Source organism: Pseudomonas sp. NFR02 (genome assembly GCF_900119375.1).
Classification (GTDB): domain Bacteria; phylum Pseudomonadota; class Gammaproteobacteria; order Pseudomonadales; family Pseudomonadaceae; genus Aquipseudomonas; species Aquipseudomonas paracarnis.
Map to the genome: position 1 here is coordinate 1,190,914 of NZ_FPJJ01000001.1, position 26,663 is coordinate 1,217,576.

The 26,663-nt window shown below is 61.8% G+C and carries 23 protein-coding genes; 8 read left to right on the forward strand and 15 right to left on the reverse strand.

Translation table 11 applies throughout. The features are described from left to right. The first annotated feature begins 93 nt into the window (after positions 1-93). The 3 genes from treS to BT199_RS05555 are packed head-to-tail and all read left to right on the forward strand — an operon-like array spanning position 94 to position 6,887. Complete coding sequence (treS, locus tag BT199_RS05545) at positions 94-3,441, forward strand: maltose alpha-D-glucosyltransferase (RefSeq protein WP_072434092.1); 3,348 nt, start codon at positions 94-96, stop codon at positions 3,439-3,441. Then, entirely contained in the window at positions 3,438-5,684 is a 2,247-nt protein-coding gene (gene glgB, locus BT199_RS05550) for a 1,4-alpha-glucan branching protein GlgB (protein WP_072434093.1), read from the forward strand. The genes treS and glgB overlap by 4 nt, the downstream gene beginning before the upstream one ends. A gap of 42 nt (positions 5,685-5,726) precedes the next feature. Beyond that, complete coding sequence (locus tag BT199_RS05555) at positions 5,727-6,887, forward strand: GGDEF domain-containing protein (RefSeq protein ID WP_019816876.1); 1,161 nt, start codon at positions 5,727-5,729, stop codon at positions 6,885-6,887. On the opposite strand, the gene BT199_RS05560 is transcribed toward BT199_RS05555, so the two are convergent. From BT199_RS05560 to BT199_RS05585, 6 genes are all read right to left on the reverse strand, one after another. Next, on the reverse strand, positions 6,866-9,070 hold the full coding sequence (locus BT199_RS05560) for a GAF domain-containing protein (protein WP_014718681.1): 2,205 nt from the start codon (positions 9,068-9,070) through the stop codon (positions 6,866-6,868). The two genes, BT199_RS05555 and BT199_RS05560, sit on opposite strands and share 22 nt — an antisense overlap. A 172-nt stretch (positions 9,071-9,242) precedes the next feature. Further along, positions 9,243-10,094, reverse strand: a complete 852-nt coding sequence (locus BT199_RS05565; RefSeq protein ID WP_014718680.1) for a CAP domain-containing protein — start codon at positions 10,092-10,094, stop codon at positions 9,243-9,245. 82 nt (positions 10,095-10,176) lie between these two features. Further along, positions 10,177-11,502 (reverse strand): MFS transporter, encoded by a 1,326-nt coding sequence (locus BT199_RS05570; protein WP_014718679.1) that lies wholly within the window; start codon positions 11,500-11,502, stop codon positions 10,177-10,179. Between the two features lie 56 nt (positions 11,503-11,558). Continuing rightward, complete coding sequence (gene lhgO / locus BT199_RS05575; RefSeq protein WP_072434094.1) at positions 11,559-12,752, reverse strand: L-2-hydroxyglutarate oxidase; 1,194 nt, start codon at positions 12,750-12,752, stop codon at positions 11,559-11,561. Between the two features lie 106 nt (positions 12,753-12,858). Beyond that, complete coding sequence (locus BT199_RS05580; protein WP_072434095.1) at positions 12,859-13,569, reverse strand: FadR/GntR family transcriptional regulator; 711 nt, start codon at positions 13,567-13,569, stop codon at positions 12,859-12,861. Positions 13,570-13,607: 38 nt separating this feature from the next. Beyond that, positions 13,608-14,840 carry an MFS transporter gene (locus tag BT199_RS05585; RefSeq protein ID WP_072434096.1) on the reverse strand — a complete coding sequence of 411 codons (1,233 nt, stop codon included), beginning with the start codon at positions 14,838-14,840 and terminating at the stop codon, positions 13,608-13,610. A 113-nt stretch (positions 14,841-14,953) separates the two neighbouring features. Between BT199_RS05585 and BT199_RS05590 the strand changes: the two genes are divergently transcribed. Both BT199_RS05590 and BT199_RS05595 read left to right on the forward strand, forming a co-directional pair. Continuing rightward, the gene (locus BT199_RS05590; RefSeq protein ID WP_072434097.1) at positions 14,954-15,838 is read left to right on the forward strand and encodes a LysR family transcriptional regulator; all 885 of its coding nucleotides are present in this window, start codon (positions 14,954-14,956) and stop codon (positions 15,836-15,838) included. 56 nt (positions 15,839-15,894) lie between these two features. Then, entirely contained in the window at positions 15,895-16,572 is a 678-nt protein-coding gene (locus BT199_RS05595; RefSeq protein ID WP_072434098.1) for a GNAT family N-acetyltransferase, read from the forward strand. Here BT199_RS05595 and BT199_RS05600 read toward each other — a convergent pair. Then, positions 16,562-17,164: a TetR/AcrR family transcriptional regulator gene (locus BT199_RS05600; protein WP_014718673.1), complete on the reverse strand. Its 603-nt coding sequence runs from the start codon at positions 17,162-17,164 to the stop codon at positions 16,562-16,564. The genes BT199_RS05595 and BT199_RS05600 overlap by 11 nt on opposite strands. Positions 17,165-17,236: 72 nt before the next feature. On the opposite strand from BT199_RS05600, the gene BT199_RS05605 reads away from it, so the two are divergent. Further along, complete coding sequence (locus BT199_RS05605) at positions 17,237-17,836, forward strand: NAD(P)H-dependent oxidoreductase (RefSeq protein WP_072434099.1); 600 nt, start codon at positions 17,237-17,239, stop codon at positions 17,834-17,836. Between the two features lies 1 nt (position 17,837). On the opposite strand, the gene BT199_RS05610 is transcribed toward BT199_RS05605, so the two are convergent. The 3 genes from BT199_RS05610 to BT199_RS05620 form a co-directional block, all read right to left on the reverse strand. Further along, positions 17,838-18,227: a hypothetical protein gene (locus BT199_RS05610; RefSeq protein ID WP_020301139.1), complete on the reverse strand. Its 390-nt coding sequence runs from the start codon at positions 18,225-18,227 to the stop codon at positions 17,838-17,840. Positions 18,228-18,355: 128 nt separating this feature from the next. Continuing rightward, entirely contained in the window at positions 18,356-19,612 is a 1,257-nt protein-coding gene (gene aroA, locus BT199_RS05615; RefSeq protein WP_072434100.1) for a 3-phosphoshikimate 1-carboxyvinyltransferase, read from the reverse strand. A gap of 133 nt (positions 19,613-19,745) precedes the next feature. Next, positions 19,746-20,300: a UPF0149 family protein gene (locus BT199_RS05620; RefSeq protein ID WP_072434101.1), complete on the reverse strand. Its 555-nt coding sequence runs from the start codon at positions 20,298-20,300 to the stop codon at positions 19,746-19,748. Between the two features lie 184 nt (positions 20,301-20,484). On the opposite strand from BT199_RS05620, the gene BT199_RS05625 reads away from it, so the two are divergent. After that, positions 20,485-21,297 carry a crotonase/enoyl-CoA hydratase family protein gene (locus tag BT199_RS05625; protein ID WP_032901606.1) on the forward strand — a complete coding sequence of 271 codons (813 nt, stop codon included), beginning with the start codon at positions 20,485-20,487 and terminating at the stop codon, positions 21,295-21,297. Between the two features lie 5 nt (positions 21,298-21,302). After that, the gene (gene nudC / locus BT199_RS05630) at positions 21,303-22,136 is read left to right on the forward strand and encodes an NAD(+) diphosphatase (protein WP_032901605.1); all 834 of its coding nucleotides are present in this window, start codon (positions 21,303-21,305) and stop codon (positions 22,134-22,136) included. Here the strand turns inward: nudC and BT199_RS05635 are convergent. From BT199_RS05635 to BT199_RS05655, 5 genes are all read right to left on the reverse strand, one after another. Next, on the reverse strand, positions 22,104-22,883 hold the full coding sequence (locus BT199_RS05635) for a TSUP family transporter (RefSeq protein WP_003191011.1): 780 nt from the start codon (positions 22,881-22,883) through the stop codon (positions 22,104-22,106). The two genes, nudC and BT199_RS05635, sit on opposite strands and share 33 nt — an antisense overlap. 109 nt (positions 22,884-22,992) lie before the next feature. Next, complete coding sequence (gene pcsA / locus BT199_RS05640; RefSeq protein WP_014718666.1) at positions 22,993-23,709, reverse strand: phosphatidylcholine synthase; 717 nt, start codon at positions 23,707-23,709, stop codon at positions 22,993-22,995. A gap of 148 nt (positions 23,710-23,857) precedes the next feature. After that, positions 23,858-24,778: a class I SAM-dependent methyltransferase gene (locus tag BT199_RS05645; protein ID WP_014718665.1), complete on the reverse strand. Its 921-nt coding sequence runs from the start codon at positions 24,776-24,778 to the stop codon at positions 23,858-23,860. Between the two features lie 49 nt (positions 24,779-24,827). Next, a complete protein-coding gene (locus tag BT199_RS05650; protein ID WP_014718664.1) occupies positions 24,828-25,316 on the reverse strand; it encodes a DUF1289 domain-containing protein in 489 nt (162 codons plus the stop codon). A gap of 146 nt (positions 25,317-25,462) precedes the next feature. Continuing rightward, complete coding sequence (locus tag BT199_RS05655; protein ID WP_072434120.1) at positions 25,463-26,626, reverse strand: ribonucleotide-diphosphate reductase subunit beta; 1,164 nt, start codon at positions 26,624-26,626, stop codon at positions 25,463-25,465. Positions 26,627-26,663: the final 37 nt, after the last annotated feature.

Consider the following 26,663-nt stretch of genomic DNA (forward strand, 5'->3'; position numbering starts at 1 on the left):
GCGTCGCGCTTGGGACGCGGAGCGTCCGGGGCTGCATTCCCACGCGGAGCCTGGGAACGATCCTCGAGAACTTTGTATTTTCAGGAGTTTGCAATGGCCAAGAAACCCAAGGCAGCCACCTTCATCAAAGACCCGCTCTGGTACAAAGACGCGGTGATCTACCAGGTACACGTCAAATCCTATTTCGACTCCAACAACGACGGCATTGGTGACTTTGCCGGGCTGATCGCCAAACTCGACTACATTGCCGACCTGGGCGTGAACACCATCTGGCTGCTGCCGTTCTACCCGTCTCCCCGCCGTGATGACGGCTACGACATTGCCGAATACCGCGGCGTGCACAGCGACTACGGGACGATGGCCGACGCCAAGCGCTTTATTGCCCAAGCCCATCAACGCGGGCTGCGCGTGATCACAGAGCTTGTGATCAACCACACCTCCGACCAGCACCCCTGGTTCCAGCGTGCGCGCAAGGCCAAGCCGGGCTCGGCCGCACGGGACTTCTACGTGTGGTCGGACGATGACCAGAAATACGACGGCACGCGCATTATTTTCCTGGACACCGAAAAGTCCAACTGGACCTGGGACCCGGTGGCCGGCCAGTACTTCTGGCACCGTTTTTACTCGCACCAACCGGACCTCAACTTCGATAACCCGCAGGTCATGAAAGCGGTGCTGTCGGTGATGCGCTATTGGCTCGATCTGGGCATCGACGGCCTGCGCCTGGACGCCATTCCCTATCTGATCGAACGGGACGGCACCAACAACGAAAACCTGGCGGAAACCCACAACGTCCTCAAGCAGATCCGCGCTGAGATCGATGCCCATTATCCCGACCGCATGCTGCTGGCCGAAGCCAACCAATGGCCGGAAGACACGCAGCTGTACTTTGGGGATAGAAAGGGTGATGACGGCGATGAATGCCACATGGCCTTTCACTTTCCACTGATGCCGCGCATGTACATGGCGTTGGCCCAGGAAGATCGCTTCCCCATTACCGACATTCTGCGCCAGACCCCGGAGATTCCCGCCAACTGCCAGTGGGCAATTTTCCTGCGCAACCATGATGAGCTGACCCTGGAAATGGTCACCGACAAAGAGCGCGACTACCTGTGGAACTACTACGCCGCAGACCGCCGCGCCCGCATCAACCTGGGCATTCGGCGACGCCTGTCGCCGCTGGTGGAGCGCGATCGTCGGCGGGTGGAATTGCTCAACAGCCTGTTGCTGTCGATGCCGGGCACGCCGACCCTGTACTACGGCGATGAAATCGGCATGGGCGACAACATCTACCTGGGCGACCGTGACGGCGTGCGCACGCCCATGCAATGGTCCATCGACCGCAATGGCGGGTTTTCCCGTGCCGACCCGGCCAGCCTGGTGTTGCCGCCGATCATGGACCCGCAATACGGCTACCAGTCGGTCAACGTCGAGACCCAGGCCCAGGACCCGCATTCATTGCTCAACTGGACCCGGCGCATGCTCGCAGTGCGCAAGCAGTCCAAGGCGTTTGGTCGTGGCAGCTTGAAAATGCTCTCGCCGACTAACCGGCGCATCCTGGCTTACACCCGTGAATACACCGGTGAAGACGGCCACACCGAGATCATCCTGTGCGTGGCCAACGTGTCGCGCAGCGCCCAGGCGGCGGAGCTGGACCTGTCGGCCTTTGCCGGCATGGTGCCGGTGGAGATGCTTGGCGGTAATGCCTTCCCGCCAATCGGCCAGCTGAATTTCCTGCTGACCCTGGCGCCCTATGGTTTCTATTGGTTCGTGCTGGCAGCGGAAAACCAGATGCCCAGCTGGCATGCGGAACCGGCGCAAAGCATGCCCGACTTCACCACTTTGGTACTGAAAAAACGCATGGAAGAGCTACTCGAAGAACCTTGCCGCACCAGCCTGGAACATACGTCACTGCCCGCCTGGCTGCCCAAGCGGCGCTGGTTTGCCGGCAAAGATACGGCAATCGACACGGTGCACATCGCATATGGCGTGCGTTTTGGCGACCCGCAGCATCCGGTGTTGCTCAGTGAGATCGAAGTGACCAGTGCCGGCCAGGTCAGCCGCTACCAACTGCCCTTGGGCTTCCTTGGCGAAGACCAGTTCACCAGCGCCTTGCCCCAGCAATTGGCGTTGGCCCGAGTGCGACGCACCCGCCAGGTAGGTTTGGTGACCGATGCCTTCAGCCTTGAGCATTTTATCCTTGAGGTGATCCAGGCCATGCAGGCCGGCACCGTGCTCAATACCCCTGACGGCGATCTGCGATTCGAGGCCACTCAACACTTGGCCGCATTGCAACTGACCCGTGAATCGCCGGTGCGTTACTTGTCCGCCGAGCAGTCCAACAGCTCGGTGGTGGTCGGTGAGAGTCTGGTGCTCAAGCTGATTCGCAAAGTCAGCGCCGGCGTGCACCCGGAGCTGGAAATGAGTGCGTACCTGACCGCCGCTGGCTACCCGAACATCTCGCCGCTGCTGGGCTTTATGAGCCGCCAGGACGGGCAGGGACAGGACAACTTGCTGATGATTGCCCAGGGTTACTTGAGCAATCAGGGCGATGCCTGGAGCTGGACCCAGAACAACCTGGAGCGGGCGATCCGCGATGAGCTGGCCGACGCGATCTCTGAACAGGAACAGCATTACAACGCCCTCGGGGAACTGGCAGATTTTGCCGGTTTGCTCGGTCAGCGCCTGGGTGAAATGCACCTGGTGCTGGGCGCGCCAACGGCGGACACGGCCTTCAAACCCGAACCCACCACAATCAAAGACACCCAAGCCTGGGCCAAGGATGTCGGCGCCCAGATCGACCGTGCCTTGCAGTTGCTCAAGCTTAATCAAAGCCAGTTGAACCCCGCCGACCAGGCGTTGGTCAGTGAATTACTGGCGCAGAAAAAAGCCATCGCGGCGCATGTCCAGGCGTTGGCCAAAGCCACGGCGGGCGGATTGCGCATTCGCGTCCACGGTGACTTGCACCTGGGCCAGGTATTGGTGGTCAAGGGCGATGCCTACTTGATCGACTTCGAGGGCGAACCGGCGCGACCGCTGCATGAGCGGCGCGGCAAACACAGCCCTTATAAAGATGTGAGCGGTGTGCTGCGTTCCTTTGATTATGCCGCGGCCATGGCGCTGAATGTACAAGGGGTGGATCACACGCCAGAAGCGAACGCTGCGCGCAAACGCGTGACCGACCGCTACCTGAATGAAGCCCGCGTAGCATTTACCCAGGCTTACCAGGCCGCTGCGTCTACACTGGCGCATGACTGGCAGGATGCCAACGGCCAAGACGCAGCGCTGACCTTGTTCAGCTTGGAAAAGGCCGCGTACGAAGTGGCCTACGAAGCAGAAAACCGCCCGACCTGGCTGCCGGTGCCCCTGCAAGGGCTGCACGGCTTGTTGAGCGGGCTGACACCTATATCTAAACCTGTACGCGGTGGGGAGACGTCATGAGTTTTACACAGAGAGAACCGCTGCAGCCCAAGTTGACTGCATTGCCGGCGTCCAAGGACGTCGATGCGCTGGTGCGCGCCGAGCACCCCGACCCCTTTTCGATCCTGGGGCCCCATGATGACGAGCAGGGCGGCCAGTTTATCCGTGCGTTCCTGCCCGAGGCCCTGAGTGTCCAGGTACTGGCGCGTGACACAGGTGAGCCGTTTGGCAGCCTCGATGCCACCCAGGTGCCAGGCCTGTTTATTGGGCACTTCAGCACTCGCCAGCCCTACCTGCTGAAAATCCAGTGGGCCGGCGGTGAGCAGATCACCGAAGACCCCTACAGCTTCAGCCAATTGCTGCTGGGGGAAATGGACCTGTACCTGTTTGCCGAAGGCAATCACCGTGACCTGGGCAACTGTCTGGGGGCTCAGGTGGTCAGCGTCGATGGCGTGCAAGGCGTGCGCTTTGCCGTGTGGGCGCCGAACGCACGGCGGGTTTCGGTGGTGGGCGACTTCAATATCTGGGACGGGCGCCGCCACCCGATGCGCCTGCGTCATCCATCGGGAGTGTGGGAAATCTTTATCCCGCGCCTGCAACCGGGCGCGGCCTACAAGTATGAAATTCTCGGTGCCCACGGCATTCTGCCGCTCAAGGCCGACCCTGTGGCGCTGGCCACCCAACTACCGCCGGACACCGCCTCGAAGGTCGCCGCACCTTTGCAGGTGGATTGGCAGGACCATGAGTGGATGCAATCGCGGGGAGACAAGCAGAAAGCCACCGCGCCGTTGTCGATCTACGAGCTGCATGTGGGGTCCTGGCAGTGCGAGCTGGACGAGGCCGGTGAAGTGGCTCGGCAATATGGCTGGCGCGAATTGGCCGAGCGGCTGATTCCTTACGTTCAACAATTGGGCTTCACCCATATCGAACTGATGCCGATCATGGAGCACCCCTTTGGTGGCTCGTGGGGTTATCAAGCGTTATCCCAGTTTGCCCCCAGCGCGCGCTTTGGCTCGCCGGAAGACTTCGCCTGGTTCGTCAATGCCTGCCATCAGGCCGATATCGGCGTGATCCTTGATTGGGTGCCAGCGCATTTCCCCACCGATACCCACGGCCTGGCGCAATTTGACGGTACCGCGCTGTACGAATACGCCAACCCGCTGGAAGGTTTTCACCAGGACTGGGACACGCTGATCTACAACCTGGGCCGCACCGAGGTCCACGGTTTCATGCTCGCGTCGGCCTTGCACTGGCTCAAGCATTTCCACGTGGACGGCCTGCGTGTGGACGCAGTGGCCTCCATGCTGTATCGCGATTATTCGCGCAAGGCCGGTGAATGGGTGCCCAACCGTCATGGCGGCCGCGAGAACCTGGAAGCCATCGATTTCTTGCGGCACCTGAACGACGTGGTTGCCCTTGAAGCGCCGGGCGCGCTGGTAATTGCCGAGGAGTCCACGGCCTGGCCCGGCGTCAGCCAGCCGACCCAACAGGGTGGCCTGGGCTTCAACTACAAATGGAACATGGGCTGGATGCACGACTCCCTGCATTACATCCAGCAAGACCCGGTGTACCGCGCCCATCATCACAACGAGCTGAGTTTCGGGTTGGTGTACGCTTGGTCCGAGCGCTTTATCCTGCCGATTTCCCATGATGAGGTGGTGCACGGCAAGCACTCGCTGATCGACAAGATGCCCGGCGACCGCTGGCAGAAATTTGCCAACCTGCGCGCCTACCTCAGTTTCATGTGGATGCACCCCGGCAAGAAGCTGCTGTTCATGGGCTGCGAATTTGGCCAATGGCGCGAGTGGAACCACGATCAGCAACTGGATTGGTATTTGCTGCAGTACCCCGAGCACCGTGGGGTGCAGAAGCTGGTTGGCGACCTGAACCGCCTGTACCGCGAAGAACCGGCGTTGCACGAACAGGACGATGCGCCCCAGGGCTTCCAATGGCTGATCGGTGATGACGCGATCAACAGCGTCTACGCCTGGCTGCGCTGGAGCAAGGATGGCAAGCCGGTGTTGGTGGTTGCCAACTTCACCCCGGTGCCCCGTGAAGGCTACGCAGTCGGTGTGCCGTTTGGTGGGCGTTGGAGTGAGGTGATCAACAGTGATGCCGATACCTACGCCGGCTCCAATTACGGGAATGGCGGAGCCGTGTTTACCCGGGATGAGCCGCGCCATGGGCAACCGGTGTCATTGTCGTTGAACCTGCCGCCCCTGGGCGTGCTGATTTTGCGACCTCAAGAGCCTGAAACGCTCTAGCGCGGCGTATGCCGCTGTTCGGCTTGCTGGCAAGGTGCCACAATGGCGCCTTTGCCGTCGCCGGTCAAACAGGCCAACCCCATGAATAGCCTCGGGCAGGACCAGGGTCACTCCATCGAAGAGCAGGTGCGAACCGACCGTTTGCACCAGCTGTTTCGTCAATCATTCTCGGCGATCTTCGGCAGCTACCTGGGCGCCGTCATGCTCTGCTGGCTGTGCTGGGATCGGTTCGATCATCAGGTCATCCTGGTGTGGTTGGTACTGTTGGCGGGCTCGTCATTGGTGCGCCTGCATCTGTTCGTGCAATGGTTTCGCTGCCCTGACGCGGCGCGCACGCCCGCCCGTTGGGAACGCCGCTACTGGGTCACGCTGATGCTGTCGGCGGGTATCTGGGGCGGCGGGGCGCTGGCGGTGATGCCGGTCGATGACCGCTTATCCCAGGTGCTGGTGATGCTGTTTACCGTGGGCATGTCGGTCAGCGCGGTGTCCTGTTATTCAGCCTATCGCTACATGACGCTGGGCTCGATGGCGCTGGTGTTGCTTCCCTGTACGGTATGGATGCTGTTTCAGCCTTCGCCGATGCAGGTCGGCGTGGCGTTGGCGGTGCTGGTGTTTGCTTCGTTTGTGGCCGGTGCCACGCGCAAACTCTCCGATGCCCTGGAAAAAGCCTTTCGCCTGACGAGGCAAATGGAACGCGCTCATCATATTTCCACCCGCGCCGCTCAGACCGATGAACTGACCGGGCTGATGAACCGTCGGGCGTTCTACGAACAGGCTCAGTTGCTGTATGCCCAGTGCCTTCGCGAGCAGCAGCCGTTGTGTGCATTGATGATGGACATGGACCACTTCAAAGCCATCAATGACACCTACGGCCACCAGGCCGGCGACCAGGTGTTGCGTCAGATTGGCGCGGTGATCAGCGCGTCCTTTCGCCAGACCGATATCTACGGTCGCCTGGGGGGCGAGGAGTTTGCAGTGCTGCTGCCCAATACCTCATTGGAGACCGCACGCAGCATTGCCGAGCAGTTGCTCCAGACGATTTATCACTTGCCCGCCGACCCGGTACAAGGGGTGAGCGCAAGCTTGGGCGTGGCATCGACCCACGCTCAGCCTCTGGATTTGAACGGCTTGATGAACAGCGCCGACAAGGCCCTGTACCAGGCCAAGGCATCGGGCCGCAATCAGGTGGCGGTTGTCGACTGATCCTTGCTCATCGCCTTTGCCAGCACTCGCGCAACCTGGTCGGCGGAGTAGGGCTTGGCGAGGAACTCAAAGCCTTCATAGCCGCTGTCCGCCAGTTCCTCGCTGTAGCCGGAGACGAGTACCACGGGCAGGTCCGGGCGGCGCTGGCGCAGTAGCTTGGCCATGGCCACGCCGGTCATGCCGGGCATCACCACGTCGGAGAAAATCGCATCGAACCCCTGGACGTCTGTGCCGGCGAGGTTCAGCGCCTGTTCGGCATTGGTCGCCCACGTGGTCTGGTAACCCAGGTCCTTGAGGATCTGGCTGGCGAAGCGTCCTACCTCAAGGTTGTCCTCGACGATCAGCACGTGCTGATGAGCAGCCTCTTGCGGCGCTGGCAAGTCTGTATGCGGGTCTTGATCCGGCGCCGCTTCGCCTTCGACCTGCGGCAGGTACAAGGTAAACACCGTACCCTGGCCAAGGGTGCTGGCCACATCGATATTGCCGCCTGACTGCTTGGCAAAGCCGAATACCTGCGACAGGCCAAGGCCCGTGCCTTTGCCCACGGCCTTGGTGGTGAAGAACGGCTCGAAGATGCGTTCGAAGGTATCGCTGGGAATCCCGGTGCCGGTATCGGCCAGAGAAATGGCGATGTAGGGCATGCACGACTCGGCATCCCCGCGAATACGTGGCAGCGTTTGCTCGCTGGCGACTTTGAGGGTCAGGGTACCCTGGCCGTCCATCGCATCGCGGGCGTTGAGGGCGATGTTGATCAGCGCGGTTTCGAACTGGCTTGGGTCGATGCGTGCATAGCAGGGCCGATCGGGCAATTGCACCTGCACATGAATGCGTGCGCCGGTGACGCTTTCGAGCATCTCGCCGATGTTCTGCACGCGCTGGCCGACATCGAACACCTGCGGGTTCAATGGTTGGCGACGGGCAAAAGCGAGCAGTTGGCTGGTGAGCTTGCTGGCCCGCTCCACCGTGTCGGATACCGCGCACATATAACGTTGCCGACGCTCTTCGGACAGGCCCGGTTGGCGCAGGAAATCCACGGATGAGCGGATAATGGTCAGCAGGTTATTGAAGTCATGGGCGACGCCACCGGTCAGTTGGCCGATGGCCTCAAGTTTTTGTGACTGGCGCAGTGCAGCTTCGGCTTCGGCCAGCGCACGGGTACGCTCATTCACGCGCTGCTCCAGGCTGGCATTGAGTTCCGCATAGGCGGCCAGGCCCTTACGCACGGCGGCGTCGGCACGCACGCGCTCGATATGCGCCCATGAACGTTCGGTGACTTCGCCCAACAGCGCGATGTCGTAGGACGACCAAAAACGCGGCACTTTGTCGTGTACGGCCATCAGCGCGGTGAGCCGCCCGTCTTTGATCAACGGCATGCAAATAGTGGCGGTCACGCCCAGTGCCTGGAAGCTCGCGGCGTCATGGGGCGGCAGCTCGATCAGATTATTGCGTATCACCAGTGGCTCGCCGGCACGCAGGCAGTTGACCGCGCATTCGCCAAACGCCGCCAGGCTGTAATGGCCGATGATGCTCGGCGAGCCTTGCGCCGACCAGTCGCCTCGAATGGTAAAGCCATCTTCATCCTCGTCCATGTCGGCGTAGGCACAGATGGACACCTGCAGATGTTCGGCCAGCAGGCGAGTCGTAGACGTCAGGATGGTTTCGGCGTCGGTAGCGTTGGTCACGCTATTGCTAATGGCGTCCAGCACTTCAAGACGACGGGCGAGGAACACCGTGGCAGTGGTTTCGGTCACCGTGTCGAGCAAACCGACCACTACACCTTGGGCATTGCGAATCGGGCTGTAGCAGAAGGTGAAATAGGCTTGTTCCGGCGCTTCGTTGCGTTGGATCAACAGCGGGAAGTTTTCGATATAGGTGGCGTGCCCATCGAACGCGGCGTCGGCGATAGGGCTGATATCGTCCCACACCTCGTGCCAGATCTCGTTGAACGGGCGGCCCAAGGCGTCGGGTTTGCTACCCAGGATCGGCGTGAACGCGTCGTTGTAGAGGGTAATCAACTGAGGCCCCCAGACGATGGCCTGGGGGAAACTCGACGCGAAGCACAGCGCAACGGTTGTCTTCAACACATCGGGCCAGTGTTCAAGTGGCCCCAGGGGCGTACTGGCCCAATCGTGCTGACGAACCCGCTCTGCCATTTCGCTGCTGCCTTGCAGCCAATTCATCATGGGGTTCACACCTTGCTTGCTACGTACTGTTTAGCTTTGAAGAGTCATACCGACTAGCAACAGACCGGAATGACCGCATTCAGTTCAGCGCGATTATCTCCCTGATAGCACTTTGATTTCATTGTCTATTTGCACGCCGTCATTATTGGCCGGGTTGGGCCGGCGCCCAACCTTATTGCGTGCCGAATAAGCCCGTCCAATAGATGCCCGCGTCACTCTTGGGGTCCATGGCGTAGGCAGCACCCAATTCGCGAAACTGCGGGTTCATCAGGTTGGCGCAGTGGCCGGGGCTGGCGAGCCAACCGTCGACGACCTTGCGCGGCGTGTCGAGGCCGGCGGCGATGTTTTCGCCGATATTCTTCGCGATATACCCCGCCAACTCGGCGCGGTCACCCGGCGTGCGGCCGTCGGGGTCCAGGTGGTCGAAGAAATTGCCGTTGGCCATGTTGCGGGTATGGCTGTTGGCTGCGCCGGCCAGGGTGTCGTTCCACGACAGGGGCGCCGTGGCGGTGAACGCCTGGGTGCCACACTGGCGCGGCTCGGCACGGGCGGTGTTGATCAGGTCGAGCAGTTTTCTGCCTTCGGTCTGCCAATCGCCCAGGCCGCTGGTCACCAACGGGCGAGCCAGCACGATGCGCCAGTCCTGGCCGCTGTTGCTGACGCCGATGTCGACAAATTGCGGATCGAGCACTACGCGGCAAAAGCTTTCGCGCACCGCTTTCATCGCGGCCTCGGCATCCTTGGGCCCGGACAGGCTGATGGCCTGCACATTCACCATCGGGTAGGCAGCGCGCGCCAGCGACTGCTGCAAATCGCCGACATTGGAGGCCGGCAGCACCAGCCGCGTGTCGCTGGTCAGCGGCGGAAGCTCCTGGGAACCCTGGTCACCGCAGCGTTGCACCTGGCTGCGGTATTGGTTGATCTGTTGGACTAACTGACTTTCTTCATTCGCCATCGCGCTGGCGCAGAACACCGTAGTGGCGGCCAGCGTCGTAAGACCCATCATCAATGACAGAACGCGCATGGACGTTACCCTTGAGCTTGAAAGTGCCCATGATGCGCGATCCAGGTGCATCCATGCACCCGTTGGTCCGAACTTTTTTTGCTCAGTTCTTGAATGTCGAGTGTTTCGCGCCCTGATCGCAGAGGGCAAACACCACCACCAACAAGGCAGAAATCGCGAGGATCACCACCACGCCATCGGTGGAGTGGGTGGCCGAGGCCGCTACCATCGACAGCGCGCCCAGCGGTGCCAGGCCACCGGCAATGGCGGTGCCGATCTCCCGCCCGGTGCCAAAGCCCGATGAGCGCGTTTGCGTCGGGAACTGCCGGCTCAGGAACGAACCCTGGGGAGCGAACATCATCGGCGCGAGGATTCCGGTGCCCACCCCGATGGCGAGGTAAATCATCAGGCTTTCACCACTGTTGAGCAGGGCCAGGAACGGGTAGGCGAACAACAGCGAGCACAGCCCGCCGAGCATCAACACGGTCTTGCTGCTCCACTTGTCACACAGCCAGCCGAAGCAGGGCACGGCGACGATGGCCACCAGGCTGGCGATGGTCACCGACAGCGAGGTGACATGCACGTCCACGCCTTTGAATTGGGTCAGGTACGCCAGGGAGAAGGTCTTGAAGATGTAGCTCAGGGCGTTGTAGCCAATCGCGACAAAAAACACCACGGCGAGGCCCTTGAGGTCATTCTTGAACAAGGCTTTGAGAGGCGATGGCTTGGCCTTGGCTTTTTCTGTGCTCAGCGCTTCGAACTGTGGGGTCTCCGGAATGCTGTTGCGCACCCACAGGCCGACGCCTACCAGCACGATGCTGCAGATAAACGGAATGCGCCAGCCGCCGGCCAGCAGGAACTCGTTGCCGTTGATGGTCAGCAGGTAAATAGTCAGTGAGGACAGCAACAGGCCCAGGTTCAGGCCCAGTGCCGGCCAGGCGCCCTGGCTGCCACGCTTGCCTTGGGAGGCATGCTCGTAGGAGGTGACTGCCGCGCCCGACAACTCGGCACCTGCGCCCAGGCCCTGGATGATGCGGATAAACACCAGCAGGATCGGGGCCCAGATGCCGATGGAGGCGTAGCTGGGGATCAAGCCGATCAAGGTGGTGCACACGCCCATCAGGCAGAAGGTCAGCACCAGCACTTGCTTGCGCCCGAACTTGTCGCCCAGGTAGCCAAACAGGATGCCGCCGAAGGGGCGGGCGATAAAGCCGATGGCAAAGGTCGAAAAGGCCATCAGCGTGGCGGTCTTCGGGTCGCTGTTATCGAAGAAGATCTTCGAAAACACAATCGCCGCCATGGTGGCGTACAGGTAAAAATCGTACCACTCCAGCATCGAGCCGAAGATGGTGGCGGCGGCTACTTTGCGTAGGCGCTTGCGGGTTTGTTCGGGCGTTTCGGTACCGGGAATGGAGGCGGATGCCGACATGCTGGACTTCCTTCTGGGTCTTTGTAGTTATTGTTGGGTGAGCGGGCGGTGCGGTCTTACTGGGGGTGGAACAGGCGGTCGGCGATCATCGCGCCGATGGGCATGGCTGAGGTGGCGGCCGGTGAGGGCGCATTGCACACATGCAGCATTCGTGAGGTTTGGGCGAACAGAAAGTCGTGCACCAGGCTGCCGTCGCGCATTACCGCCTGGGCACGGATGCCGGCCTCGTAGGGCAGCAGGTCATCGAGCGTCAGGGACGGGCAGTACTTGCGGCACTGCTCCAGGTAGCCGGACTTGAACAACGAGTTCTTCATCTCGGTGGTGCCGGAGCCGAGGTTTTGCCACAGGGTTTTCCAGAAACCGGGGAAGCTGGCGTACTGCGCCACGTCGCGCCAGTTCACCGAAAACTTGCGGTAGTTCTCGCGGCCCAGGCCCAGCACGGCATTCGGGCCGACGGTGACGCTGCCGTCGATCATGCGGGTCAGGTGCACGCCGAGGAAGGGCAGCTCCGGGTCGGGGATCGGGTAGATCAGATGGTTGACGATGTTGTTCTTGGTGGCGGGCAGGCGGAAGTATTCGCCCCGAAACGGGATGATCTGATGGTCGATGCGGATGCCGGCCAGGCGGGCCAGGCGGTCCGACTGCAAGCCGGCACACACCACCAGGTGGCGGGCCTGCCAGGTCTCGCCCTCGGTGTTGACGGTGACCGTGTCGGTATTTTCTTGGATGGCGGTGACGGTGCGCTCCAGGCAGATCTGCCCACCGCTGCGACGAATCACCTGGGCCATGGTCTCGCACACCTGGCGGTAATCGACAATGCCGGTGGCATCGAGAAACAAGCCGCCGAGGCCGACGATGTTTGGTTCACGCTGGCGCAGTTGTTCGGCATTCAAGCGCTCGACCTGCATGCCATTGAGCTGGGCACGGGCGTACAGCGCTTCCATGCGTTGCATTTCAAGCGGGCTTGAGGCCACCAGCAGCTTGCCGCACACCTCGAATTTGATCCCGTGTTCGCGGCAGAACTGCTTGGTGGCTTCGGCGCCGCGCTTGCACAAGTCGGCCTTGAGGCTGCCGGGTGCATAGTAGATGCCGGCATGGATCACGCCGCTGTTGTGGCCGGTCTGGTGCTTGGCCAGCACCGTCTCTTTTTCCAGGATCACCAGCGACGCGCCCGGTTGGCGCTTGAGCAGCTCCATGGCGGTGGCCAGGCCGACGATGCCGCCGCCGATAATGCAAAAGTCATGAATCATTGCAGAAGTACCTAGGCTGTACATTTCAGTCTGCTTATCAGGTTGTCAGACTAATGTTTTTGTTAAAAAAATGGCGTGTCCGCGGACACGCTGCAAACAAGGTGGATCAGTTCGTGGTCGGTAATTCCAGTTGCAGGCGTCGCGCCGCGGCACGCAGGTGCGCCTCGGCACTGGCGGCGGCGCGTTGGGCGTCGCCGTCGGCAATGGCCTGGTAGAGCTGTTGATGTTCCTGGGTGGCATCGGCCGAACCGGTGGCAAAGCGCGACGCCGAGTTCTCCCACGCGGTTTTACGCGCACTGGCCAACTGGCTCCTGAGGAAGTCATGGAAGGCCACGAAGTAGTCATTCTTGCTGGCGTCGGCAATGGCACGGTGGAATTCCACATCGGCCAGGGCTGCGGCTTCATAGTCGTCGCGGTTGTCCTGCATGGCCTGCAACGCGCTTTTCATGCGCTGCAGGTCGGCACTGTCGCGGCGCTGGGCGGCAATCGAAGCGGCCTGGGTTTCGATCCACAGGCGCACTTCGAACATCTGCGCCAGGTCAGGTCGTCGACCGTTGGGCTGCGGAAACCGAAACACCGTGCCCGCAGGGGTCTGCGAAATAAACGAGCCTAGGCCACGGCGGGCGGTGAGCACACCGTCGGCCTTGAGCTGGGCAATGGCTTCACGCACCACGGAACGGCTGACGTTGAGTTGTTCGGCCAGTTGCTGTTCGGTCGGCAGGCGCGACTCCGGGGCCAGTTGGCCGGATTCGATTTCTGCGCGAATGGCGCTGACAACCCGTACGACAAGCGAATCGGGGCGCTGGAGCTCAAGCATGGGAAAACCTTGGTGATCAGGTTGTCAGACAATAGTCGTTACGATTTTAGCTTGTCAATATTTGTCTGCTTCGCGCTGGCCAGGGAATACCCACGTCTCCAGGCAATCAGCACCGCCAGTAACAGCAAACCTACCGCCATGGCGAAGGTGGCGTGCAGGCCGGCAGCCACCGCCTGGGGCGCGGCGAGGCTGACATCCGGGGTGGCGCGGGCGAACACCGCGCCGAGGGCCGAGGCGCCGAAAATCAGGCCCAGGTTCCGTGACAGATTCAGCAGGCCGGACACTGTGCCTCGGCGTGTCGCCTGTATATCGCTCATCACCGCCGTGTTGTTGGCCGCCTGGAACAGGCTGTAGCCGGCCGTCAACACGATCAGGCCCGCGAGATAAACGCCAAGCCCGGACGCCTGCGACAGCAACAGGGCCCCGCACAGCATCACGCTTAGCCCCACGAGGGTCAGGCGTTGGCTGCCAAGGTGATCGGTCAGGTAACCCGCCGGTACACCGGTCACCGCCGCGACCGTTGGCCCGACGGCCATGGCCAAGCCCATCCAGGCGGGATCGAGGCCCAGGCCACGTGACAGGTAGAACGGCCCCACCACGAACGTGGCCATGATCACCGCCGACACCAGGGCACTCATGGCCAGGCCGGCGCGCAACGGCGCATCGCGCAGGGGCGCCCAGACTGTATCGCCTGGCCAAGCGTCGCGGCGGTGAGCATCCACCGGCAAATAACGGTAGGCGAAGGCGGCAGCCACACCCGCCAAGGGCAGGCCGATCAAAAACAGCGCGCGCCAGCTCCACAGGCTGAGCAATACCCCGCCGACACTCGGACCCATGGCCGTGCCGAGTGCCGACAGGGTGCCCAGCAGGCCCATGACTCGGCCGGTATTCTCTTTCGTGACAGTGTCACCCACCATGCCCAGGGTCATCGCCATCATGATCGCCGCGCCCAGGCCCTGGAATGCCCGTGCGCCGATCAGCCAGGGCAGGGTTGGCGCGGCGGCACACCCGGCGCAGGCCAGGGCAAACACCAGCAACCCGGCCAGCAGCAAGCGCCGGCGCCCCAGACGGTCGCCCAGGCGCCCGGCGCTGACAATCACGGCGGTGATGGCCAGCAGGTAGGCGAGCACCACCCACTGCACGGCCTGAAACGAGGCACCGAAGGCGTGCGCCAGGCTGGGCAGGCCGACATTGGCGATGCTGGTGCCCAGGGCGGCCAGCAACATGGACAGCGACAAGGCGACCAGGCCGCCGCGTGTGGAGGTTTGCATGCGCGTTTCCTTGAGTGAATGCACCTGTCACAAATCTACGGCGTCGCCTAACATGGCGGAAGACGCATGGCTTGCAGGTTATAGCTGCACCCAACGCCTGATCAGGAGCCCGCATGCCCGACCTCAATTTACTCATCACCCTCGACGTGTTGCTTGCCGAAGGCAGCGTCGCTCGCGCCGCCCAGCGCCTGCGCCTGAGCCCTTCGGCCATGAGCCGGGCCCTGGCGCGTTTGCGTGCGGCCACGGGCGATCCGCTACTGGTACGTGCCGGGCGCGGCCTGGTGCCGACGCCCCGGGCGTTGCAATTGCGCGAACAGGTTAGCCAACTGGTGCAGGACGCCCATGCGGTATTGCGCCCGGCGCACAGCCTGGACTTGGATGAGGTGGTGCGCACCTTCACCCTGCGCACCAGTGAGGAGTTCGTCGAACGCTTCGGCCCTGCATTGCTCGCGCGTATCGCCCAGGAGGCTCCAGGGGTGCGCTTGCGTTTCGTGCACAAGAGCGACAAGCACAGTGCGCTGCTGCGCGACGGTGGCGTCGACCTGGAAACCGGTGTGGTCGATGTCGGCGCCAGCCCGGAGGTGCTGACCCAGGCGCTGTTCCGTGATCGCCTGGTGGGCGTGGTGCGCGAGGGCCATGCTCTGAGCCGCGGCCCCTTGAGCGCAGCGCGCTTCGCCCAGGGACAACATGTCTACGTGTCGCGGCGCGGCCAGGACCGTGGCCAGATCGATGAGGCCCTTGAGGCGCAAGGTCTGGTTCGGCAGGTCAGCATCGTGGTCGCCGGTTTCAACACGGCCATCGCCCTGGCGCGTGATACCGACCTGATCGCCAGCGTGCCTGAGCGCTATATCACAGTGCCGCCTCGAGGCTTGTATTGCTTTGAGCTACCGGTGACATTGCCGCCATTTACCGTGGCGATGCTGTGGCACCCGCGACAGGATGCCGACCTGGCCCATCGCTGGCTGCGCGCGTGTTTGCGCGAGGTGTGCGGGCCATGAGCGGCGCGCAACAGGTACAATCGCCGCTGCCTTGACGCGAAACCCCAGGAATTTGCATGTTCAGCCTTACCCGCTATACCACGCCGTGCCCCGAACCGGTCAACAGCCAGATCCTGCAGATGGTGGTGGACAACCTCACCGATATCAGCAGCGTAGCGCTGGCACCGAGCAACCTGCTCTACAACATCTACCAGTACGCCATCGGGTTTGAGGTACACCTGTACCTTGAGGCGTTGAATGGCGAAAAGGGCATCGCCGTCGAGTTGGTCGTGGCGATGGAAGACGAGACGGTGGTGGGCTTTTGCCTGTACCTGCCGGTGAAGGATGACCCGAACGCGTGTGGCATCGCGTTTATGGCGGTACACGCCCGCTTTCGTCGCCAGGGTGTGGCACGCAGCCTGATGGACGAGGTGTTGGCGCGTTATCCCCACGCCGAACTGGCCTGTGCGGTAGAGAAGGTTGCGGTGTTCGAAGCCATGGGTTTCCAGGTACGCGGTGCGCGTGGCACCCAGGTCGTGATGAACACCCGCAACTACGGCACCGATGGGCTGCTGGGCGTGTTGGATGTGGCTTCAATCTACAGCTCGCTGGAAGTGCGGCAGATCCACACCTACCTGCTGCAAAAACACGGCAAGCGCGCCATGGTCGATGCGGAGAAACAGCGTGATCGGCACCTGGACCAGCTGACGCGCAAGGCGCAACTGTTCGTCCAGGGCCGTCTGCCTACGGCCTGACGCGCATGACCATCCCGAGGATAGTCTCCAGCAGTTCCTGCTGAGCTTCCTCGCGGCTGATCTCGCCATTGGCCGCCGCATGGGACAGGGCTTCCGCCGCGCCGAGCATGGCGCGCAACCCGGCCTGGGAAATACTGCCGCCGTGAGTGAAGGGCGACAGCGCGTCTCTGCACTTATCGAGGAAGATCGCCTCGTATTCGCGCTTGGACGCTTCCAACTCCGGCGAACCGCTCAAGGCGGCAATCACCCCGGGGATTTCCCGACCTTGCAACAACACACAATCGACATACGACGACGCGATAACCCACGCGCGGTCCTCAAGCGTCGCCTTGCTGGTGGCGATGGCATCGGCAAACACCTGGTCCTGGCGCTCGTCGAAGTCTGCATACAGCGCGGCCAGCAACCCCGCGCGTGTAGCGAAGTGGTCGTACACCACTGGTTTGGTGACGCCCGCCAGCTCGGCCAGGCGGCCCAGGGTCAGGGCGTCGGTGCCTTCGTCACGCACCAATTGCCAGGCGACGTCGAGTAACTGGCGCAGGCGATCTTCACGGGACAAACGACGACGGGGGGCAGGGGATTCATTGCTTGACATGCTTATATACCAAAAGTAACTTATTCGACGTAACTTACTAAAAGTAGATTAAGCCGAAACGGAGTCAAAGTCATGCACGCACTGATCGTTGTTGCCCATCACGACCCGCAATCCCTCACCCACAGCGTGGCCGCCGAGGTGGGCGCGGGCTTGAGCGCCTCTGGCCACACCTTTGAAATAGCCGACCTTGCCGCTGAAGGGTTCGACCCACGCTACAGCGCGGCCGACCATCGGGTGCACCGTACTCGGGCGACGCCGCCAGCCGACGTGGTGGCCGAGCAGGCCCGCATCGATCGCGCCGACGCGCTGGTGCTGGCATTCCCCATCTACTGGTGGTCAATGCCGGCATTGCTCAAGGGTTGGGTCGACCGCGTATTCGTCAATGGCTGGGCGATTGATTACGGCCCCGATACACCGGTGCAGAAGAAACTAAGGCATTTGCACGTGCATGTGCTGGCCCTGGGGGCGGCTGACCAAAGCGCCTTTGAGCGACACGGTTATGCCAAGGCCATGAATACCCAGATCGACTACGGCATCTTTGATTATTGCGGGGCGCGGGTACTCACTTCCGAGTTGTTGTTGGACTCGGAAAGTGGCACGGCCCAGGCGCATTTGCACAAGGCCCGGGCGGTGGGGCAGGGGTTGTTTGAGCGTGAGGCCGTCGCGGGATAATTCAAGCGTCGCGAAACAGGTCGTGGGCGTCCAGCAAGCGGTAGGCAATCTCTGGTTTTTTCTCCAGGCCGCGGCGAATGGAGGCGGGGATCGACTGGCGAGTCTTGCGGCACATGCCCGGCAGTTCGTCGATGACGATCTGGATCCCGCGCATGCTTTTGACCTCGGTATGCCCGGGCGCGATGTGGACGCGGATGCCCAGTTGGTCGTACATCCGCTGTTGCAGGTGTTCGAGGTCTTGCAGGCTCTTGAGGTTCTCCAGGCGCGCCAGCAGGATTTTTTCCTGCTGGCGCGTCAGTTGCAGAATGCGCAGATCAGCGCCGGGAGCTTCCAGCAGTTGTTCACGGTTGCAGACACAGGCGCCGGGTGGGCAGGGTTGGCGAAGGGTCATTGACGCTCCCGGCAGAGTTGTAGGAGCGAGCTTGCTCGCGAAAAACGTCAACGATAACGCGTGTTTCCTGAAGAAACGCGGAACCTGTGCGTTTTTCGCGAGCAAGCTCGCTCCTACAGGTTTGTGTGTCAGTCGTTTAGGTGAACGCCCAGGCTGGCCAGGGCTTTCCAGTAGTCAGGGTAGGTCTTGGCTACGCATTCCGGGTCTTGGATGCGAATGCCCGAGACTTTCAGCCCGGCCAGGGCAAAGCACATGGCGATGCGATGGTCGGCGTGGGTGTCGATCAGTGCGGTGCAGGCGGTGCCAGCCAAAGCGGGGTCGCTGGCAACCAGCAAGTCATCACCCTCGATGGTCGCCAGGCTCGGGCGAATTTCGTTGAGGCCATCGTGCAGCGCCTGCACGCGGTCACATTCCTTGACGCGCAGGTTCGCCAGTTCAGTGAAGCGCACCGGGGTGTTGTTGAACGCGGCGACCACCGCCAGGGTCGGGATCGCATCCTGCATTTGTGAACCCACCACCGTGGCCTGCATGTTCGGGAATTGCGCGATCACGGCCTGGGCCTTGGCGTCGGGCTGGGTGAAGTCCTGTGGGGCTACACCAATATCGATACGGCCACCGGTCAGTACTTCTGCGGCCCACAGGTAAGTGGCGGCGGAAGCGTCGGGTTCGATCAGGTAATCATGGGCGGTATAGCCGGTGGGGGCCACGCGCCAGGTGGTGTCGTCCACGGCGTCGACCTGGGCCCCGAACGCACGCATGCAATCGAGGGTCAGGTCCACGTAGCCACGGGCGCCAATGTCCTTGCCGGTCAGCGCCACTTCAATCGGCGCTTCGCCGCACGCCGCCAGCATCAGCAGGGCCGATACGTACTGGCTGGACAAACCTGCGTCAATCTCAAAACGCCTGGCCTGGACCTTGCCCGCGCCGTGCACGGTTACCGGTGGGCAACCGGTGGGGCTGTCGACCTGGATGCCGTTCTGGCCCAGGGTGGCCAGCAGCGGGCCGATCGGGCGTTTTTGCATGTACTCGTCACCGTCCAGTACCACGGTGCCTTGCACGGTAGCGACGGCAGCCGTGAGAAAGCGCATGGCGGTGCCGGCGTTGCCGAGGAACAACGGCTGGGCCGGCAATTGCAGCGAGCCTTGGCTGGTGACGACAAAGGTGGTGTCGTCCGGCTCGTCGATGGTGACGCCCATCTGCCGCAGGGCGACCGACATGTGGCGCGTGTCATCACTTTTGAGCGCACCGCTCAAACGGCTGGTGCCCTTGGCCAGTGCCGCCAGCAACAGCGCTCGATTGGTAATGGATTTGGAGCCGGGGGGCGCGACCTTGCCAGTGAGGGGGAAGTTGGGCGGTGTAACGGTCACGGTTTTCTGCGAACTCAAGGTACAAGGCTCCTGGTCAAGGCAAGGTGGCGTGGAGTGGCCGACGTGCGGACCCGAATCATCAGGCAAACACGCCATGCTTGTCGAGTGAGTGGGTGATCTGCGTGATTTATTGGCATGCGCTCCTACTGCCTTAACGCTGGCTCAACCAGTAGTCATGCAGCGCCCGTGCAGCCGGTTCGATTTCGCTGACCTGCAGTTGATGGGCGTTTACATCCAGATCCGCCGGCAATTCGAAATTGTCCTGTTCGGCGCACCAGGAAATCCGCTCCAGTTGCCCGGCTTGTACAGCGGGCAATGGCGGCCAGTTGGCGATTGTCACGCCGCGCACATAACCAAAGCACCATTCCTCGGCAAGGGTCACCGCCTGGCCTTGATGTTCGGTTTCATCGAAACGGGCTTTGAATGCCTGGGAGTCAGTGGCCAATTGCGCGGCCAGGGTATTCATATGGCGTACACACAGCTCGAGAAAAGCCTGGGCCTCGTCCATGTTGTCCCATTCAGGGTTTTGCCCACCCCAGATCGCCGGGAACCACTCGGCCACATCCACCTTGGCCGGGCTGGAAACCAGGGCGGTGAAATAACCGTCGAGTTCGGCCATGTTCAGCACCGAGTGGTCTTCGCCGTATTTGAGCAAGGTGGCGTCAATGAATTCGAAATCGGCGGGAGCGAGGGGTTGGGCGTGCATGGCATATCCTTAAAACGTCGAGCGCCGCGCACAGCGCGGCTTAAAGCGCAAAGGATGGCCTGTGCATCGGGTTTTATCCAGCGTCTTTTCCCTCACCGTGACCAGTCCCGTTTTTGGCCGATGCGCCGTGGCGCACCCTTGATATAGTCTGGCCTTTCTCAATCGCCAGTCAGGGATCACTGCCATGTCCGAATACCAAGCCTTCGTTGTCGAACTCAGTGGCAACGTTGCCCATGTGCAGATCAATCGCCCGGAAAAGATCAACGCCATGAACGCGGCGTTCTGGACCGAAATCATCGACATCTTCCAATGGGTCGACGAGACCGACGCCGTGCGTGCCGTGGTGCTCAGCGGGGCGGGCAAGCACTTTTCCTCGGGCATCGACCTGATGATGCTGGCCTCGATCGCCAATGACTTTGGCAAGGACGTGGGTCGCAATGCGCGCCTGCTGCGCCGCAAGATTCTCGAGCTGCAAGCTTCGTTCAACGCCGTGGACACTTGCCGCAAGCCCGTGCTGGCGGCGATCCAGGGCTACTGCATTGGCGGTGCCATCGACCTGATCAGCGCGTGCGACATGCGCTACGCGGCCGAAGACGCGCAATTCTCGATCAAGGAAATCGACATCGGCATGGCCGCTGACGTCGGCACCTTGCAACGCCTGCCGCGCATTATCGGCGATGGCATGCTGCGTGAACTGGCCTATACCGGTCGTCAATTCGGCGCTGAAGAAGCGCGCAGCATCGGCCTGGTCAATCGCGTGTTTGCCGATCAGCAAAGCCTGCTGGCGGGTGTCATGGACCTGGCCCAGCAAATCGCCGCCAAGTCGCCGATTGCCGTGACTGGCACCAAGGCCATGATCAGCTACATGCGTGACCACACAGTCAATGACGGCCTGGAATACGTTGCCACCTGGAACTCGGCTATGTTGCAATCCAACGACCTGCGCGTGGCCATCGCGGCCCATATGAGTAAGCAGAAACCCGAATTCGTGGATTGACTGACATGACCCCAGGCTGGATTACCACAACGCTGCTGGACAACGACGCCCCCGGCGGCTGGGCCGTCGCCCGCAGCCGCGAAGGCTTTTTACACGATACCAACGGCCCGCTGTTCCCGCGCGAATGGCTCAAGCGCCAGGACCTGTCGGTGTTTGCCGAACATGGCATCGGCCATCTCGATGGCGAGCCGGTGTACCTGTTGGAACTCAACGCGTCGGCAGAGGTGCCAGGGTGCAGTTGGCAAGGCTTGCGCGGCTTTATGCTGCAAGGTGATCACACCCTGTACAAGGTGCTGGGCTACGCCGCGCAGATCGGCACCTGGGCGCGGGAGCACCGTTTTTGTGGCAGTTGCGGCCAGGCGATGGTACAGGTGCCGCGGGAGCGGGCGATGTATTGCCAGGCCTGCGACCTGCGCAGCTATCCACGCATCTCGCCAAGCATGATCGTGCTGGTGACTCGTGGCGATGACATCCTGCTGGCGCGCTCGCCGCGTTTCGTCACGGGGGTCTACAGCACCCTGGCCGGTTTTGCCGAGCCGGGTGAGTCCGCCGAAGACTGCCTGATCCGTGAAGTGCGCGAAGAGGTGCAGTTGGAGGTCAAGAACATCCAGTACATGGGCAGCCAATGCTGGCCGTTCCCTCACTCGATGATGCTGGGCTTTCACGCCGAATACGCCGGTGGCGATATCGTGCCCCAGGCCGACGAGATCGAGGACGCGCAGTGGTTCAATATCCACGAGCTGCCGCCGTTGCCGGCGTCACGCTCGATTGCGCGTTACCTGATCGACCTCTACGTGGCCCGCCGCCTAGGCCACGCTGAACCAGTGCTGCCAGGCTAGGCGCACGGTCAGGCCCAGCACCACGGTGATAAACACTGGGCGGATGAATTTGGCGCCGCCGCTGATCGCGCTGCGTGCGCCAAAGAACGCGCCACACATCACCGACACACCCATCGCCAGGCCGACGATCCAGTCCACCGACCCATTGATGATGAACACCGTCAGCGCCGCGGCGTTGCTGACGAAGTTCATGCTGCGCGCCACGCCGCTGGCCTTCACCAGGTCGATGGGGTGCAGCAGCATCGTGCTGACCGTCCAGAACGCCCCCGTGCCGGGCCCGGCCACGCCATCGTAAAAGCCCAGGCCAAAGCCCTGGGTGGCTTGCCATTTCTTTTTGATCGGTGCCTCGGCATCCAGTGGCGCCTTGGGCGTGCCCCCGAACAGCAGGTACACACCGCAGGCGAAGACGATCACCGGGAGCATCTTGTTCAGGGTTTCGGCAGGCAAGTAATGAGCGACGACCGCGCCGGTCAGTGCACCGATCAAGGTACCGACGATGGCGTGCACCCATTGGCGTGGGTGGAACAGCTTGCGGCGGTAGAAGGTAAAACTGGCGGTGGCCGAGCCGAAGGTGGAGCTGAGCTTGTTGGTGCCCAGCACCAGGTGCGGCGGCATACCGGCGGTGAGCAGGGCCGGGGTGGTCAACAAACCGCCACCGCCGGCGATGGCGTCGATAAAACCGGCGATAAAAGCGACAACGGCCAGGATGGCCAGGGTGGTGAGGTCTACGCTGAGTTCGAAGGGCATGGGCAGGGCTTATTGTTGGAGGGCCGCAGAAGGCCAGCATCTTACTGCGATGTGACTCAAATGTGGGAGGTGGCAAGCCTCTCCCACATCTTTTACCGGGCCCGCCTGGTTATTTGTGCGCGCCCAGCCATTCCACGGCCGTGCGCCAGATGCAGATACCCAGGAAGTACGCCGACATCAGCGACCACAAGCCAAATGTCCAAGGGTTGGTATTCGGGTAATCCACCACCATCAGGAAGCTGCACAGCAGCCAGATAGTGGTCACCGCGATGTTGATCGGCATGAAGCGCTTGACCCGGAACGGGTGCAGGAACTTCATCGGCGTCACGGTCAACAGCGCCAGGCCGATCACGGTCAGCAAGGTGACCCAGGCATCCGGCTGGATGATATAGACGCACAGGGCAACGACGTTCCAGGCGGCAGGGAAGCCGACGAAGTAGTTGTCCTTGCTCTTCATGTTCACATTGCAAAAGCAGAACAGCGACGACACCAGGATCACCGACACCGCAAACAGGTGGGTGAACTCGGGCAGGTCGATGTAGCGGTAGATAAACAGGGCAGGAATGAACACGTAGGTGAGGTAGTCGATCACCAGGTCCAGCACCGAGCCGTCAAAGCTGGGCAGCACCGTGCTGACATTCACCCGTCGCGCCAGCGAGCCGTCGACGCCATCCACCACCAGTGCCAGGCCCAGCCACAGCAGGCACGCCTTGGGGGAGTTTTCCAGCAGCGCCAGGGTGGCCAAAAAGGCCAGTACCACACCGGTGGCGGTAAAGCCGTGGGCGCCCCAGGCTTTGAGTCTGGCTACATGCAGGGTCGATATCACGGGCGGTTCTCCAAAAGGTCAAACGGGGCAGCCGACGACGTAGCGCCGTCGAGTCTGGCCAGGGAATGCAGGTATCGACCGGGAAGGGGAGGATAAGGTTCACCGCCCGGCGTATCCGTTAGCGTAGCAAGCGTAGGATGTTTCGGCATCAGCCCTGACGGAACACCAGTGCCTTTAGTCCACTCTGCGGATCAATGTCAGGAAATTCCGGTGGGTTTTCCAGCCGCTGTACAAACCGCAGGCCCGGTGCTTCGCGGGTCACGCCGTCGATCAGGAAATCTTCGCCGAAGGCCGGATCGTTCATGCATGCCAGTACGGTGCCGTGGGCACTGAGCAAGTCCGGCAGGCGGCGCAGCACGCGCTGGTAATCCTTGGTCAGCAGGAAACTGCCTTTCTGGAAGGAGGGCGGGTCGATGATCACCAGGTCATAAGGACCGTTGTTCGTCACCTTGGCCCAGGACTTGAACAGGTCGTGGCCCAGGAAACTCACCCGGCTCAGGTCGTGCCCATTCAAACGATGGTTGTCGCGGCCACGGCTGAGGGCACCACGGGCCATATCCAGGTTCACCACATGGTCGGCGCCGCCTTCGATGGCGGCCACGGAAAAACCGCAGGTATAGGCAAACAAATTCAGCACGCGCTGGCCCTGTGCTTGCTCACGTACCCAGTTGCGCCCGTAACGCATGTCGAGAAACAGCCCGCTGTTCTGTTTTTTACCCAGGTCGATCAGGTAGCGCAGGCCGCCCTCGGTGATGGTCAACTCGTCGATGGCGTCGCCCACCAGCCATTCGGTGGTGCTTTGCGGCAGGTAGCGGTGTTGCAGGGCCACGGTGTGCGCGCCGAAAGCGGCCCAGTCGATGTGCAGTAGCGTCTGCTTCAGGGCCTGCAGGTGCTCGGTTTCCTTGAACAACGCCACCAGCACCACCCCTTGCAGCCAGTCCACCGTCAGTTGTTCCAGGCCCGGCCAGCAGCGGCCACGGCCATGGAACAGGCGCCGGGTTTCCGCGGGCGCGTCAGCCAGGGCAGTGAGCAAGTGGGCGTGCAGGGTAGCGAGTGCGTCTGGGTTCATCGTTAAGGGTCAGTCATCGGGCGGGCGGCATTTTAAACACAACTGTGGGTCAGCGCGTGGCAATCAGCGCCGGGCCGAATGACTCCTTCAAGAAAACCGGAGCGATATAGCGCTCGTAATGTGCCTCGGACAGCAGAAAAAACTCTCGATCTATCGCATCGCGCAAATCCGCCAGGTGGCGTTCGCGAAACTCCGGTAACAGCGTCAACCCATAGGCATCCAGCTTGGAAATCACCCGCGCTCCGCGCGCAATCAACTGGTATGCCCAGCAATACGGCGACTGGTGCGGCATAAAACGAATCTTGCGCGCTTCCAGCTGCTGTCGCAGGCAGTGCGGGTCGAACACTTCCAGCTTGCTGGCCATCACCTGCACCAGCAGTTGTTCCAGGCGCAGCCACACCGCCTGTTTTTCCTCGGCGTTATAGCCATTCCACTGGATCACCTCGTGGTGATAACGCTTGCAGCCCCGGCAGACCAGGTCACCGTAGACGGTGGAGCACAGGCCGACGCAGGGGGTTTTGATGGTGTGGTTGGGCATAAAGGCTTACTTGCAAAGTCTATGGATCACAATAGCCAATGTGGGAGCTGGCTTGCCCGCGATAGCTGTGTGTCAGTGGGTACATCCGTGACTGATACACCGCTATCGCGGGCAAGCCCGCTCCCACATTTTTTGGTTCGTGTTGATTAGTCCCAGCTCAACGCGCCGCCAGTCTGATACTCAATCACACGGGTCTCGAAGAAGTTTTTCTCTTTCTTCAAGTCCATGATCTCGCTCATCCACGGGAACGGGTTGGTGGTGCCTGGGTACTCTTCCTTCAAGCCGATCTGCGACAGGCGACGGTTCGCGATGAACTTCAGATAGTCTTCCATCATCGCCGCGTTCATGCCCAGCACCCCACGCGGCATGGTGTCACGCGCGTATTCGATCTCCAGCTGCGTACCCTGCAGAATCATCTGGGTCGCTTCTTCCTTCATCTCGGCATCCCACAGGTGCGGGTTTTCGATTTTGATCTGGTTGATCACGTCGATACCGAAGTTCAGGTGCATCGACTCATCGCGCAGGATGTACTGGAACTGCTCGGCCACGCCGGTCATCTTGTTGCGGCGGCCCATGGACAGGATCTGGGTGAAGCCGCAGTAGAAGAAGATGCCTTCCAGCACGCAGTAGTAGGCGACCAGGTTGCGCAGCAGCTCTTTGTCGGTGTCGACGGTGCCGGTTTCGAACTTCGGATCGGAGATCGAGCGGGTGTACTTCAGGCCCCAGGCGGCCTTTTTGGCCACCGATGGAATCTCGTGGTACATGTTGAAGATCTCGCCTTCATCCATGGCCAGCGATTCGATGCAGTACTGGTAGGCGTGGGTGTGGATCGCTTCTTCGAAGGCCTGGCGCAGGATGTACTGGCGGCACTCCGGGTTGGTGATCAGGCGGTACACGGCCAGCACCAGGTTGTTGGCTACCAGGGAGTCGGCGGTGGAGAAGAAGCCCAGGTTGCGCATGACGATGCGGCGCTCGTCGTCGGTCAGGCCTTCGGGGTTTTTCCACAGGGCGATGTCGGCGGTCATGTTGACCTCTTGCGGCATCCAGTGGTTGGCGCAGCCGTCGAGGTACTTCTGCCAGGCCCAGTCGTACTTGAATGGCACGAGTTGGTTGAGGTCGGCGCGGCAGTTGATCATGCGCTTTTCATCAACGGCGACGCGGGCGGAGGCACCTTCCAGCTCGGCGAGGCCTTCGGCGACGTCGAGTTTGTCCAGGGCGGCCTTGGCGCGCACGATGGCGGCGGAGTCGTTGGCGGTGACGGCGCGGGCTTCCACGGCGGCAGCGGCGCCGGCACCGTCGAGGCGGTCCATGTTGGCTTCGGTGGCGTGGCCGGCGTTGGCGCCTTTG

Excerpts from the sequence above, each read along its gene's own strand:
- BT199_RS05645 (WP_014718665.1), bottom strand. The coding sequence starts at position 24,778 with ATGAACCCAGACGCACTCGCTACCCTGCACGCCCACTTGCTCACTGCC.
- treS (WP_072434092.1), top strand. The coding sequence starts at position 94 with ATGGCCAAGAAACCCAAGGCAGCCACCTTCATCAAAGACCCGCTCTGG.
- BT199_RS05585 (WP_072434096.1), bottom strand. The coding sequence starts at position 14,840 with ATGCAAACCTCCACACGCGGCGGCCTGGTCGCCTTGTCGCTGTCCATG.
- nudC (WP_032901605.1), top strand. The coding sequence starts at position 21,303 with ATGACCCCAGGCTGGATTACCACAACGCTGCTGGACAACGACGCCCCC.
- BT199_RS05580 (WP_072434095.1), bottom strand. The coding sequence starts at position 13,569 with ATGCTTGAGCTCCAGCGCCCCGATTCGCTTGTCGTACGGGTTGTCAGC.
- BT199_RS05610 (WP_020301139.1), bottom strand. The coding sequence starts at position 18,227 with ATGACCCTTCGCCAACCCTGCCCACCCGGCGCCTGTGTCTGCAACCGT.
- BT199_RS05570 (WP_014718679.1), bottom strand. The coding sequence starts at position 11,502 with ATGTCGGCATCCGCCTCCATTCCCGGTACCGAAACGCCCGAACAAACC.
- BT199_RS05655 (WP_072434120.1), bottom strand. The coding sequence starts at position 26,626 with ATGGACCGCCTCGACGGTGCCGGCGCCGCTGCCGCCGTGGAAGCCCGC.
- BT199_RS05600 (WP_014718673.1), bottom strand. The coding sequence starts at position 17,164 with ATGTCAAGCAATGAATCCCCTGCCCCCCGTCGTCGTTTGTCCCGTGAA.
- glgB (WP_072434093.1), top strand. The coding sequence starts at position 3,438 with ATGAGTTTTACACAGAGAGAACCGCTGCAGCCCAAGTTGACTGCATTG.
- BT199_RS05595 (WP_072434098.1), top strand. The coding sequence starts at position 15,895 with ATGTTCAGCCTTACCCGCTATACCACGCCGTGCCCCGAACCGGTCAAC.
- BT199_RS05625 (WP_032901606.1), top strand. The coding sequence starts at position 20,485 with ATGTCCGAATACCAAGCCTTCGTTGTCGAACTCAGTGGCAACGTTGCC.
- BT199_RS05605 (WP_072434099.1), top strand. The coding sequence starts at position 17,237 with ATGCACGCACTGATCGTTGTTGCCCATCACGACCCGCAATCCCTCACC.
- BT199_RS05565 (WP_014718680.1), bottom strand. The coding sequence starts at position 10,094 with ATGCGCGTTCTGTCATTGATGATGGGTCTTACGACGCTGGCCGCCACT.
- lhgO (WP_072434094.1), bottom strand. The coding sequence starts at position 12,752 with ATGATTCATGACTTTTGCATTATCGGCGGCGGCATCGTCGGCCTGGCC.
- BT199_RS05555 (WP_019816876.1), top strand. The coding sequence starts at position 5,727 with ATGGCGCCTTTGCCGTCGCCGGTCAAACAGGCCAACCCCATGAATAGC.
- BT199_RS05560 (WP_014718681.1), bottom strand. The coding sequence starts at position 9,070 with ATGATGAATTGGCTGCAAGGCAGCAGCGAAATGGCAGAGCGGGTTCGT.
- BT199_RS05635 (WP_003191011.1), bottom strand. The coding sequence starts at position 22,883 with ATGCCCTTCGAACTCAGCGTAGACCTCACCACCCTGGCCATCCTGGCC.
- BT199_RS05650 (WP_014718664.1), bottom strand. The coding sequence starts at position 25,316 with ATGCCCAACCACACCATCAAAACCCCCTGCGTCGGCCTGTGCTCCACC.
- BT199_RS05620 (WP_072434101.1), bottom strand. The coding sequence starts at position 20,300 with ATGCACGCCCAACCCCTCGCTCCCGCCGATTTCGAATTCATTGACGCC.
- BT199_RS05590 (WP_072434097.1), top strand. The coding sequence starts at position 14,954 with ATGCCCGACCTCAATTTACTCATCACCCTCGACGTGTTGCTTGCCGAA.